Annotated in this window: 8 protein-coding genes; 1 reads left to right on the plus strand and 7 read right to left on the minus strand. The window is 41.7% G+C overall.

Translation table 11 applies throughout. The annotated features are described in order from the left end of the window. Positions 1 to 2: 2 nt before the first annotated feature. The 4 genes from QWZ08_RS08020 to QWZ08_RS08035 all read right to left on the minus strand — a co-directional run bounded on the left by QWZ08_RS08020 (position 3) and on the right by QWZ08_RS08035 (position 7,461). On the minus strand, positions 3 to 2,810 hold the full coding sequence (locus QWZ08_RS08020) for a family 78 glycoside hydrolase catalytic domain (RefSeq protein WP_290336814.1): 2,808 nt from the start codon (positions 2,808 to 2,810) through the stop codon (positions 3 to 5). A 66-nt stretch (positions 2,811 to 2,876) separates the two neighbouring features. Beyond that, positions 2,877 to 4,661, minus strand: coding sequence for a glycoside hydrolase family 36 protein (locus QWZ08_RS08025; RefSeq protein WP_290336815.1), 1,785 nt, complete (start codon positions 4,659 to 4,661; stop codon positions 2,877 to 2,879). Between the two features lie 115 nt (positions 4,662 to 4,776). Beyond that, positions 4,777 to 5,436, minus strand: coding sequence for a DUF6891 domain-containing protein (locus tag QWZ08_RS08030; protein ID WP_290336816.1), 660 nt, complete (start codon positions 5,434 to 5,436; stop codon positions 4,777 to 4,779). 51 nt (positions 5,437 to 5,487) lie between these two features. Further along, on the minus strand, positions 5,488 to 7,461 hold the full coding sequence (locus tag QWZ08_RS08035; protein WP_290336817.1) for a glycoside hydrolase family 97 protein: 1,974 nt from the start codon (positions 7,459 to 7,461) through the stop codon (positions 5,488 to 5,490). A gap of 169 nt (positions 7,462 to 7,630) precedes the next feature. On the opposite strand from QWZ08_RS08035, the gene QWZ08_RS08040 reads away from it, so the two are divergent. Continuing rightward, complete coding sequence (locus QWZ08_RS08040) at positions 7,631 to 8,440, plus strand: M48 family metallopeptidase (protein ID WP_290336818.1); 810 nt, start codon at positions 7,631 to 7,633, stop codon at positions 8,438 to 8,440. 656 nt (positions 8,441 to 9,096) lie between these two features. Here the strand turns inward: QWZ08_RS08040 and QWZ08_RS08045 are convergent. From QWZ08_RS08045 to QWZ08_RS08055, 3 genes are read right to left on the minus strand one after another with little or no spacing between them, the layout of a single operon-like run. Further along, on the minus strand, positions 9,097 to 10,089 hold the full coding sequence (locus QWZ08_RS08045) for a hypothetical protein (RefSeq protein WP_290336819.1): 993 nt from the start codon (positions 10,087 to 10,089) through the stop codon (positions 9,097 to 9,099). Positions 10,090 to 10,127: 38 nt separating this feature from the next. Continuing rightward, positions 10,128 to 12,188 carry a tetratricopeptide repeat protein gene (locus QWZ08_RS08050; protein ID WP_290336820.1) on the minus strand — a complete coding sequence of 687 codons (2,061 nt, stop codon included), beginning with the start codon at positions 12,186 to 12,188 and terminating at the stop codon, positions 10,128 to 10,130. Between the two features lie 42 nt (positions 12,189 to 12,230). Continuing rightward, positions 12,231 to 12,902 carry a hypothetical protein gene (locus QWZ08_RS08055; RefSeq protein ID WP_290336821.1) on the minus strand — a complete coding sequence of 224 codons (672 nt, stop codon included), beginning with the start codon at positions 12,900 to 12,902 and terminating at the stop codon, positions 12,231 to 12,233. Positions 12,903 to 13,003 lie beyond the last annotated feature (101 nt).

Below are 13,003 nucleotides of genomic sequence, written 5' to 3' on the forward strand. Positions count from 1 at the left end.
TTCTATTTTACTTCAAACTCATAATCGCCGGAACCTACGCTGATTTTTGCTACTCCTTCGCTGTAGAAAATTTGTTTGCCTGCCACCGGCAGCTGGTTATTATAAATGGTTGCGCCTTTAGCCGCTGGCAGATAAATATTGGCCGTTGTATTAACCGGTATCTGTACATGCAGTAAAAAATTTTTGCCATTCTTTTTCCAATCTGTTGTAATCCATCCGTAAGGTGAATGAAAACTTCCTTTGGCTGTAATGATATCACCAACCGGCTGGGGACGGATCTTTATTTTTTGAAAAGCTACCGAGCTTTCTTCCTGGTCGATGCCAGCCAGACCGCTGTAAAACCATTCCATAATATGCCCCAGCATTAAATGATTATTGGATACATCTTCCAGTGCGGGCCAGGATTCGGTTAAGGCCGTGGCGCCTTTCTTCAGCTGAAAACCATAGCCCGGTACATCATCGCGGTTGTTCATATCAAATAACAACTGCGATGCGCCGCCTTTATCCAATGCGTTTACCAGGTAATGAAATCCGATATCACCTGCCGTCAATGCCTTATTGCCTGCATAAATAGAATCTACCAGATTTTTAATTACCGCCTTCTTATTCTTTTCATTTACCAGGCCAACACTAAAAGGCATGGCCATAGCCGTTTGGCTGCCTGTTGAATACACATTGGTTTTACTGTTAAAAAACTTTTTGTTGAAAGAGGTCTTGATGGAAGCTGCCAGTGCTGCATATTTTGTTGCATCGCTTTGCTCATTCAGCAAGGTGGCCATTTTACTTACCAGTGTGGCGTCATAATAAAATATAGAAGTAGCAGTGACCGTTTTTGGAGTCAACTGCGATTCACCTGGCGGGTTGGGACCATAATCGTACCAATCGCCAAGGCCATGCGATAACAAGTAATCCGTTGACTTGCTCTGCTGGTAATCCACATATTTTTTTGCCATGGCATAAGCCTTTTGCAGAATATCTTTATCGCCATACCATTCGTACAATAACCAGGGAAGTATCACTGAACTGCTGCCCCACTCCGGCGAATCCAGGAAGCCTCCTTCAAACACAACATACTCCGGTGCGATATCCGGCACAAAGCCTTCGGGGTATTGAGCGTCCATCAGGTCGTGCACCAGCTTTCGGTATAAATGGTACACATCATGGTTATAATGAATAGAATTGCCCATCAGGTAATCCTGCTCCAGCCAGCTCAGTTTTTCGCGATGCGGACAATCGGTAACGATGCTTTGCATATTGCTTTTAATCGCCCAGTTAATCAGCGTATAAATGCGGTTAAATAATGGATTGCTGCATTCAAAATCACCATTCACCGGATTGCTGTTTCTGTTGTGTAAAGAAGTAAGCTGTACAATTACCGGCAACCCCGTAACGTTAGTCAAATTATCCGTCACTGCACCATCCACCTGGACATACCTGAAACCGTAATAGGTAAATTTAGGTTGCCATATTTCTTCCCCATCGCTTTTCATTGTATAAGTAAAATAGAAAGGATCGCCGGTAGCGGATTGATTGGCGAGTTGATTTTTATTGATCAGTTCAGCCGGAATTAATTTGACCTGTTGCCCTTTTCTTCCTTTTATTTTCAACCGGATAATACCCGAAATATTCTGACCAAAATCGTACAACAGTGTATTGGCCGAAGGTTGTACAACTTTCTTTACAGTAAATGAATCCATCAATGCAACCGGATAATCCTGTTCGGGTGACAGCTGCCCTTTAGGCGCCTTTATTAACAGCGGTCTCATCCATTTTGAATCATCAAATGCAGCCTTGTTCCATCCTTCCTGCTCCATCCTGGCATCATAATCTTCGCCGCCATAAATACTGCTGAAAGTAATGGGTGAAGGCGATGTTTTCCAGGTCGCATCAGATACGATGTCCTCGATTGCGCCATCATCATAAGTAATTTTCAGGCGGCAAATCATGGTAGGCATGCCAAATGCATCTACTATTTTAAAATATCTTTCCCTGTTGATATTATAAAAACCGTTGCCCACAATTGCCCCGATGGCATTCTTGCCGCTGACTAATTGGGATGTAACATCAAACGTGTTATATAAAATAGTTTTATCAAAATAAGTCCAGCCGGGTGCCAAAAAAGCGGTGCCCGTTTTGTCGCCGTTAATACTCAGTTCATACTGGCCCAGTCCGGTAACAAACAGCAAAGCCGTTTTTATTTTTTTGCTGATGGCAAAGGATTTTCTAAACAGCGGTACTACGGGACGTTGCAGGCATTTGTTACCCAGCGTTTCTGCATAAGGCTCATGTATGCCCGGCACCGTGCGCATCGAATCGTTTAATTCCTCATAGCCGATCCATTTTGCATTTGACCAGTCCTTTGTTGAAAACAAGCCGGTAATAAACTGCTGATCGCTACTCCAGCCGGAGCTATGATTATTGTTATCCCATACCTGCAGTTTCCAGAAATACAATTGGGCTGGTTGCAACGGCTGGCCCTTGTAATCAACTAAAACTGATTGTCTGCTTTTTACAATATCGGAATTGTATACATCATAGTCGCCCTGGGCAAGCTTGCTTTTTGATGAAGCAATCACGAGCTGGTAAGCTGTTTGATACTGATTGTGTTCAGTTGAAGACAGTTCCCATCCGAAGCGTAATTTTTGCAACACAACACCTGCCGGGTTGACTTTATTTTCACACAATGCACTTGTGATTTTTATCTGGGATTTGCTGTGTAGAAAGCAGGATAGCAATATCAGCAACAATTCAATTTTTTGACGCCAAAAATTTTTGTTGATAAAAATGGGACTTGTTATATTTTTTTTCATACCGTGTTGATGTATTGTGGTTCAATTTTTTTGTTGCGATTGAATTGCCTGAATGATCAAATGTGTTTATAAAAACTTTAGCTGATACACTTTACCGCTGTGTGCAGGCAACGTGTCTTTCCATTCGCTTTCATACACACCTTTCTTTTCATCAGTCCAGTAATCTTTTATTTGATAAGCTTTTGACAGCGGCACAGTAAACTTTTTTACCTGGTCATCTTTATTTAATAAAATAAGAAAGGTTGCTTCCGGAGTTTTCAACCAGCCAACATCCAGCGCCGGATTGAACAAGGCGCTCGTCTTTTTTGGCGGCAACATCTTTTTCAAAATGGCTAATCTTTCCGGCGTAATGATGGTAAGATCGTCGCCGCTTAGCACCAGGCCGCCTGTTGCAAACAACAACGATGCGTGGTACATAAATTCATTTGACGGTAAATTACCGGTAAGCAAAACACAATCCGGATCATTCCACCATAAGCGCCCGTTTTGCCAGCTGCGCAATAAATTTTCATCGCCGGTGGCAGAAAAAGTGTTCCAGTCACGACTGATATCGTTGGAACTTCGGGAACCGTTGATCAGTCCAATAGAAGGCCACAGCGGATGATTGCAACCTAAAATAAAAGCATTGCCAGCGCCCTTTAAGATAGCCTTCATTCCGCTGCGGTAGGCGGTTACACGTGTAGCGGTTTTATCATAATACAGACCACCGGGCAAGGCACCCCAAAAGTTAGCATCGAGTTTAAAATAAGTGCATCCCCATTGCGCTGACATGGTTTTGAACACATGGGTAAGATGCGCCTGTACTGCAGGGTTGGTGGCGTCCAGTGCATACCAGGGTGCCAAACGCCAGCCACCAAAAGTTACTTTGTCACTGCGCAAAGGTTTACCCAAACTATCTTTTACCAGCCAGTCCGGATGCTCCTTAAATACCCTGGAATTGCTGTCGCAGATAAAAGGCGCAACCCAAATGGCGGGTTCAAATCCTGCGGTTTTAATTTCTTTTAAAACTGCCTGTATGCTGTTGCCAAATGCGTTGCCCGTTTCAAGCCAGTCGCCCATATGCGGCTGGTAGCCATCATCCAGCTGGATGTATTTTAACTGCGGAATATTTTGCTTAATGTAAGTAAGATGATCTGTGATATTTTTTGCTGTTACATCCGGCCCAAAGCAATACCAGGAACACCAGCCTGCAGGAATATTACTTTGCAGCCGCGGATGAAAATGATTGATACGGCTTGCAAATGCTGATGTAAGTGCATTATTATTTTTTGCAGTGAGTATAGAAAATTCCTCGAGTCTTACAGAAGCGCCCGGTTTTAATAACGTATTTTCCATGTCCATGACTACTTTAACCGTATCGGCAGAAAGATAAAACTTGCCGATATATCGAAAGGATGAGTTGAAGCCCATCAGCATCGGTTCGCTGTTAGCGGGCTGCACTACCAGCATGTTATAAACGGCTTTGTAGCCTGCAGGCTGTGGCAATTTATAATGACCATTGTCATCATAACCGCCGACCAGTTTTGGCGATGCCAGTGTACCGCGGTACTGGCTCAGCATTTGAAAACCTTCAGCATATATTGCTGTCTCGGGCTTAAATAAATGATTCGCCTGGAACAGTACTGCTTCTTTTAAATTAAGATTACCTACGCCAGTATTGGTTATTGTTGTGTTACAAAAGGTGCCCTGCCATGTGCGGGTAATTTTTACATTTGTGGCAACGCTGCCATCTTGCAGTAACACATATGAGTCACTTTGTTTAATTGCCGAAACGATGTTATTCTGAGCCGTTACAGTAAACAGGCAAGCACAAAACAATTGCACCAAAATAATAAAGAAGAAGTATTTCATTGGCTGAATATATTTCAAAAAAATGATTTGGAAAGAGGTAAGGGTGAATAAATTGCGGTATTAAAAGTAAACTACTTGCTTATTCATCATTTGACTTTCGCGACTTTAAGGTTGATCACCAAAATTTCCAAAATGGTTTCCCGGCATTTTGTTTCTTTGTTAAAATACTTATTACCCTTTGCGTTCCCCAATCTTCATTATCCGGTGTTTTTTGCCATGTAATATTTTTTATTTCAATTCTTTGGTCCACTGTGCCGGGCCAGCTTATTTCAAAATTATTTTTTTGAAATGCCGTTACGATCCTGTTTGCAACATCCAGTGCTTCTCTGTCATTTTGTGCCGGGCTGTCAAAACCTAAAAGCAAATTCCTGCACTCCGGATCGATCGCCCTGCCTAGATCCTGCTCGTGGTAATAACAGAAACCAAATGCGTTAATCCCCAGTTCACGTAGCTCTTCAATGGCTTCCATGCAATCCGCTTCGCCATCCTGCTTCGTGTACCCAGCTTTATGCAGACAGACTATTTTTTGTTCAATTAATTCATCAAACACTTTTACCAGTCTGTCAAAATCAGTTGGCCTTTTCCAATTCAAGCTTTGTTTTTGATGCACATTATATTTTTCTGCGATGATCAGTCTGAGCCATTCTTCATCAAAATCATCTTCATTATAAAACATATCCCTGATGCTGTCAAAAAGTTGCAGTTCATTTTCAAATCCAAACTGAATGTCCATATGCAGTTGTTCTGTTACCTCGTCTTTGATATCTTGTGTCACCTTGTAATAATTAAATTTATTTTCAGATGATGTGCCGGCTCTTTCTGGCTATTATTGTTTCAATAATCTTACAAAAAATCCACCGCCGGGCGCCAGGTGAAAATGCATGGTATCTTTCTTTTTCACCACTTCATCCGCCAAAATATAATCCGCGGCATAACGTTCTGCATTAACGCCGTCTTTGCAAATAGTAGCTTTATAGTTGCCCTCTGCGAGAAAATCAAACTTAAGATCGATGTCCCTGGCTGACCAATCGGTCATGGCACCGATGTACCAATCGGAACCTTTTTGTCTTGCAGTAACAATGTATTCACCTGCTTTACCGTCAATGATATTCGTTTCATCCCATGTAGTGGGCAGGCTCCCCATCAGTTCTGTAAAAGCAGGTTCCAGCCAAGCTTGTGAAGGATTACCGCCGAATATCTGCATCGGGTTATCATACACCGCAAACATGGCCAGCTGGTGGCTTCTTGTTCCCTGCGTCATCACCATGCCTTCAATATTGCGAAATTGTTTTTGTGTGGTGTTGTTAAACACCAGTGGCTCATAATCCAGCGAGCCAGCCAGCATCCGGGTGTATGGGAGCGTTACATCATGCGGTGGCGTAGTTTTGTTACTCCACATATTATATTCAGATCCCTGCACACCTTCTCTTGTAATATTGTTTGGGTAAGTGCGGTTAAAGCCCTTCTGTGGATAAGCGCCGTGGTACATGATCATGATCTTATGATCGGCGCAGGCCTTTGCAATGCGGGCATAAAAGTTCACCGTCTTCTGGTCATCCCGGTCAATAAAATCAGTCATGATAAAATCCACACCCCATTTATTAAACCTGTCCAGGGCGCTGTCCAATTGCCTGTCGAGCGTGTATGCCAGCGTCCACATATTGATCTTTATTCCCTTCTCATGGGCGTACTGAATGATGCTGTCCATATTAATATCAGGGTTGGTTTTAAACAGGTCCAGGTTATCACTCCAGCCGGCATCCATCATAATTCTTGTAAAGCCAAAACGTTTGGCAAAATCAATGTAATATTTATAAGAAGCCGTATTAATGCCCGTCTTAAAATTGACGTTAAACAGGTTGATATTGATGGTCCATTCATCAGTTGATTTACCGGGCTTTATCCAGCTTGCATCTTCTATCCTGGAGGGTGAACCAAGCCGGTAAACAATATCATTGGAAGGCAGTTGTTTGTCTTCTTCGGCAATGATCAGCACCCGCCAGGGAAAACTGCGGCTACCTTTTGTTTTGGCAATATAATCGGCCCGCTTTGTCACGAGCGCCTGCGGATACCCGCCTTCGGTAAGCTTTTCTTCCAGCGGATATTTTGCAAACACCCCTTTTAAAATAGCACCGTTACTGCCATTTAAAAACATGCCCGGGTAATCATCCAGGTCAGATTCTGTGATGGCAATTTTTGGATTGGTTGCAGGCACCAGCAGCACGGGGGTGTAAGCCATTTCATCGGGCGCAATAGAATCCAGCTTCCGCAAAGGATACTGTTCTTCAAAACTGGTATGGAAAATATCCGCATCATCCCGCTTGTGTATGCCGGGAAAAAACGCGGCCGGACTTCCGGGAAAATGAAATTCTGCGACTTCATTTTCTATGGTAATGGAATCTTTAAACTGTGTAATAAAACGATAAGCTACGCCATCATCATACACCCTGAACAATACTTTATAGGGTTGTTTAAATTGAATAGATAGTTCATTGTATACATCCCGGATGATCTTTCTTTTTTCCGGCACAGGTGAAATAATTTGCTGCGCTTCTTTTTTAAAGGAAGTGGATTTAATACTGTTATTGACTGAAAAGCTTTTTCCGTTGGCAAGTAACAGATCCATCAGCGAAGGCGCAACAATTAAATTGCCTTTGTGATATACGCTATATGCCAGGTTTTTCTGCAACCAAATTTTTACACAAATATTTCCGTTGGGCGAGCAAACGGATAAGGTATCTGTACAACGGGCACTGATGAGTAAGGAAACAAAAATGGCGGCAAGCAATAACTTTTTCATTGATAAATATTTTCAGTATGGCAATTTGAATCGTTAAGATAAATCATTCTTGTATAAAACAAGCGTTGGTTTAAACATCCGTCAAAGCCTGGTTACGCCGACGAATAATTCACCTTTTTAGGGGATCAGCAAATGAGGAAAACAAATCTACCTTTTCAAAAATTTAATCATGAAATATTGTATGCAAATTGTCACCGCAACTTTATTGTGTTGTATTGCTTTTACTGCCTGTAAAACGGTACCGGTTACCGGTCGCAAACAATTAAACCTGGTACCCAATTCTATGATACAGGCGCTGGCATTTTCTGAATACGATTCTGTTGTAAAAGCAAGTCCTACTTTAATGCAAACCGACGACCGTGCGCAAATGGTAACCCGCGTTGGTGGACGGATACAGCAGGCTGTGGAATCTTACCTGCAACAAAATAATATGAGCAAAGAAGTCAAAAATTTTAAGTGGGAATTCAATACTATTAACCAGAATATTGTCAACGCCTGGTGCATGCCGGGTGGCAAAGTAGTAGTGTACACCGGACTGCTGCCCGTAACGCAAAACGAAACTGCCCTGGCGGTAGTTATGGGCCACGAAATTGCCCATGCCATTGCAAGACATGGCAATGAAAGAATGAGCGAGGGTTTGCTGATCAGTCTCGGAGGGTTGGTACTGGAAGATGCGCTCAAAAATAAAAAGCAGCAAACACAATTGCTTTTTTTAGGATTGTACGTGGTTGGCTCCAACCTGGCGCTGGCATTACCTAACAGCCGCATGCAGGAAAGTGAGGCCGATAAACTGGGCCTGATATTTATGAGTATAGCAGGCTATAATCCCGAAGAAGCTATTCCCTTCTGGCAGCGAATGGCATCCGTAAACAACAATAAAACACCCGAATTTTTATCTACTCATCCCAGCGATGCTACCAGGATAAAAAAATTATCAGTGTTGATTCCGGGAATTAAAATGCATTACTTCAAAAATTAAGCTCCAGTTATTTAAACCTATATCGCGGCTGGTGCTTCCATAATTGCAAAACAGTTAAGCAAACAGCAGAACAAAAAAACAGTGCTATCTTCAGATAAGACAAACCGACATGTTATATGCCCAACCAAAAAATTATTTTCCCGGAGAAATTTTCGCCTTCCAATTCCCCGGTATTTTGCATAACTAAATTGAAATAAATGCAACACCAGAGAAAGTTTGGTTTTGGCTAACCAACGCAGCTACCTGGCATGACTCGTATTTCAATGCATCAAAAGTGAAATTGGTTAATTAGTCCGACGGGCATCTTATATCAAATACAAAATTTACCTGGAAAACATTTGGTGCCAACCTCAATAGCGAAGTACGGGAATTTGTACCTATTGAACACCTGGCCTGGGATGCAAAAGGGGGGCATCCTGGCTGATCATACCGGCAACAAACGGATGCAAAGTAATTACTGAAGAAACGCAGTATGGTTTGCTTTGCTGGCTTGGCAAATTATTTATGCCAAACCGCATGTACAAGTATCATCCCTTTTGGTTAGAAGGTTTAAAGCGTAAAGCCGAAAATGAATAATGAAAACTGGCTTGTTGCTTCCTGATAAATTAAGCTTACAACGAATGCCTTGTTTCCTGAATCCAATAATATTTAGCGCTTTATTTTCCCAGCATAGTTTTTAGAGTTGCAAAATCAATCGCCTTTTTTATATTGGCAATATTTTCTTCAAATACTTCATCTCCTGTTGATATTTTATATTTTGCAGTAAAAAATTGAGGGGATGATTTAGGCAACTTTTTATGATAGTAATCCAGGTTGGGTTTAATGGCAATAAAAGAACCTTTTGTTCCCTCGTCTACAAATTTTTCAAATCTTTCCTCCTCGTTCCACATGCAAATGGCAGGCTGGTTCAGTTCAGCCTCAGGTCTTTCCAGATAGTCATTTATGTTTTTTATAAACTTATTGTTATACTCTTTTTCACCAGGACTTTCTTTTATTGCCCTGTCCAGTCTTTTTAGTTGTATCTGTAAATACTCTTTACGGCTCAAGTAATAAAACGGAAGTGTATCATTATAAGTAATCAGCCAACTGGATTCTTTTATTTCATGTGCGGTACCGGCGTCACCTACTACTTCTTCACCCATAAACCAGGCTCCGTCTTTTTTTTGTGGCCTCTGTTTAAGTTTTAAATAACCCCTGAAATCATCACTCGGAAGAGTCGCAGCGTACAACTCGCCCGCCCCGGAAAGCGACAACGCGTTGGCAGTAATATTCACATTTGTTGCGCTTGCAATCGCTACTGTATATTTTGATTTATCAGCACTTTTGGTATCGCATAAATAAGGAAGAATATACATGGCAAACTGATAGGGATCTGCGATCCATTTGGTTTCTGTCGACATGTCTTTTTCAAATACATTACTATAAGAAACCTCACAGCCCGTTGGCTTATAATCAACCGAAAGCTTTTTGCGGATAGCTGCCAGTACTGCCTTTTCTTTTACCAAATCAGCAGCAGTAACGTTATGAATAGAACCTTGTGGGCCGGCTTTCCACCTTCCTGCTTTTTTCGCCAGTATTTCCGGGGTACAATCCTGGGCCGAGGATGAAACCGCACAAAAAATCATGCAGCATATTAGTGTATATTTCATTTTAGAAATTTTATTATTCAGCGATCTATTGATTGAATTTACCGGACATCCAGCCCCTGCAATGCACCGTTACCGGTAAGTGAAGGGCCACTGTTTACGCCGGCCCTGGCTTCTACTCCGGCAACATTTTGCCCTGCCACATTTATATTGCCCCCCAGTTTGCCCACTAAGTCCGTTTTACCATTCTCTCCCACTTCAACTCCCACTGCTGCAGTCGCTTCCAGCTCAGCAGAAACAGGACCTTTACCAACACTTACACTTTTGCTGGCCCCTACAAAAACACTTCCCGAGAAGCGCTCTGTTTCATCATTCTTTTTCATCTTAATCTCTATACCTCCGCAGTTAAATTCACCAATAAGGTGGCTGCATTTAGAGGTAATGGTAAAGCAACCAAGGTCAGTTGTACTAATGTATTTACAGGCCACATCATCAAAGTTCTGTAGTGAATCCTGTTTGGATTCTTCCTCTTTGTCTGCATACTTACAGTTTTCATTTGCATTTCTAAAAGACACAATCTGCCTGCTGATTTGGGTAAGCCAGCTTATTTGTGCTGCCACGGTTGTCCATGCATATTCATCGGGCCACTGCGTATATTTCCGGTAGTATAAAAGATTATCAGTCTGCCGGCTAACATAATTTAAATATACCCTTTCCTTTTGTTCCATCAGGGTATTGGCGTCATTCAAAAATTTGTTCCTGATCGTATTTTCATCCTTACACGCTGCTTCAAATGGATTGGGTTTTCCTTCTCCAAACTGATCATCATATTTTTTGTGAAATACAGACAGTTCTTCACTTTCAATTCGCTGCAGATCGTCAATAGTTGCATTCGCATTTATTACAGGTGTTAGTTCGCTGGCAAATACATAATTGTTCACCGCATCAATTCCCTTTACCATGGGTGCCAGTTTTACAAATGCTTTATAAGCCATCTCTGGCAAAGGCGTTGCACCGGAGCCGGTTTGGCTGGCGTCAAGCAACGCTGCTTTGCGCAGTTGTTGCTGATCGGTCATCTCTTTTTCAAGCATAGCCTGCTGGCTTTGCAACTCGCTGATTTTGGCATTGCATTCTTCTTTAAATATTGCCCACAAGGGCTCCAGCACTTTACTGTCTTCCACATTTTTTGGATACGCCGGCCAGCGGAATTTGGATAAGCCCAGTTCATCTTTCGGCATGGGCGCATCCCAGTCCACATCATCACTTTTTAACTGGTAACCCAATTTATCAAGCTTATTGGCTTTTGCTATACTAAATCCTTTTTTTATACTGCGCTTAGCGGCTTCTATTGCTCCAGTTGTATTACCCTTACTTTCTTCTATCAGGCATTTTGTAAAATTTGCCTGTGGATGAAAAGCATAGATACGGATGGCACTATCAATAAATTTATTTGCCTTTTCCATATCTCCCAAACCAAACCATGCCTGGCCAAGATTATTGTAAATAGTGCTATTTTGTGGATAGTGTTTATTCAGGTTATTAAGTATCGGAATTGCCAATGGTTCTGCACCAAGGGAAGTTAGTACAGCGGCATAATTATTAAGGTCATCCGCCGATGCCGATTTTTTGCAGGCAATACCGAGAAGGTAAAGCGCCAGCATGGGTTTTTCTTCTGTCAACACTGCCACGGCAGCCTGGCCAATTGCATTGGGAGCATTATTGTTTTGAGTTATCAACTGCACAATTTCATCTGCTCTCTCCTTGTATTCCGGATGGAGTTTACCGGTTATTTGTGAATGTATCTTGCCAATATATGCAGGCATTTCTTCATCATTAATAGTCCGCGATGTTGCGATTGCAATTCTTGCCAAATCCTTTTTTGGTACAATCCTGCTGCCGTCATCCATCCCTTTGTTTATCTGACCATCACTGATTCCGGAAACAGTTTTTTTTGCTGATTTTATATCAGGTATTTTAACACCCGTACCGTTCAACAACTTTGTGTCTTCAGGACTCATGCCATTCATCGACTTTTGCATTTCCTGCATCATATCACTCATTTCTTTTTGAGTGGGAGGTTTCTCTTTTGGTTTGGGTTTGGTTTGCGTAAAAACCGAAACCGATAACAACAGAAGGATGAATGCAAGCAAGTATTTTTTCATACAAATAATTTTTATTGAAGCCGGATTAAATTATCAGCTGCACTACTGCCACTCCTGGATATTTGCTGACAGCGGGTTAAAGTTTTGATCGGTTGTGCAGACCATTGCTTTATATTTTCCATCCAAAAATCCGGCGGCATTGGAAAACGAAATATTTTTTGTACCCATCGAAGGATGAAGTTTTCCGTTTTGATCCCTGAACTCAAGTGTGCAACTTATATTGTCTATTTTCCATGCATCCAGAAAAATATTGGCTAAATAAGTTATCCTTAGTTCAACTCCGCTGGTTTGTAAATTGCTTAAACTTAATTTGTCATCCGGCGCAATTTTACCTAACCCCAGTTCTGTATTACTGTTTACGGCCATTTCATTTACAGTACCAATTTTATATAACCTTCCCGGCGCAGACATGGCGTTAAAAAACTCGCCCTTCTTCCATATTTCAATATATACCTGGGAGGGAAATTCCTTATTATCACTACCGGTTTTTATATTAACCCTTACAGCAGATAAAGTATACACAAGAGTAGTTTGATCGCCCTCAGGGGTTTCTTTATTTATTGCAGGTGCCGGAGCCGGTGGAGGCACCGGGTTAGTTTTAATAATTTTTGTTGCTGGTCTCACAATTACGTTTTTTTCAACCCGCGGTGTTAATTGAGCTGTTGCGACCGTAATAGAAAATACGGTAAGTGAAAGAAAGAATAATTTTTTCATTGTAGTTTTTTTGTAATTATGAAATTATATCCGGGCATTTTTTTTAGCAGGATAAGATCAATCCGGTTATTATTTTATAAAATTACTGTTGGTGCCTGCAT

This window comes from Ferruginibacter paludis, assembly GCF_030409685.1.
GTDB classification, from domain to species: domain Bacteria; phylum Bacteroidota; class Bacteroidia; order Chitinophagales; family Chitinophagaceae; genus Ferruginibacter; species Ferruginibacter paludis.

Bases quoted from the DNA above. Each gene is read 5' to 3' on its own strand.
- QWZ08_RS08055 (WP_290336821.1), bottom strand. From the start codon at position 12,902: ATGAAAAAATTATTCTTTCTTTCACTTACCGTATTTTCTATTACGGTC.
- QWZ08_RS08045 (WP_290336819.1), bottom strand. From the start codon at position 10,089: ATGAAATATACACTAATATGCTGCATGATTTTTTGTGCGGTTTCATCC.
- QWZ08_RS08035 (WP_290336817.1), bottom strand. From the start codon at position 7,461: ATGAAAAAGTTATTGCTTGCCGCCATTTTTGTTTCCTTACTCATCAGT.
- QWZ08_RS08040 (WP_290336818.1), top strand. From the start codon at position 7,631: ATGAAATATTGTATGCAAATTGTCACCGCAACTTTATTGTGTTGTATT.
- QWZ08_RS08020 (WP_290336814.1), bottom strand. From the start codon at position 2,810: ATGAAAAAAAATATAACAAGTCCCATTTTTATCAACAAAAATTTTTGG.
- QWZ08_RS08025 (WP_290336815.1), bottom strand. From the start codon at position 4,661: ATGAAATACTTCTTCTTTATTATTTTGGTGCAATTGTTTTGTGCTTGC.
- QWZ08_RS08050 (WP_290336820.1), bottom strand. From the start codon at position 12,188: ATGAAAAAATACTTGCTTGCATTCATCCTTCTGTTGTTATCGGTTTCG.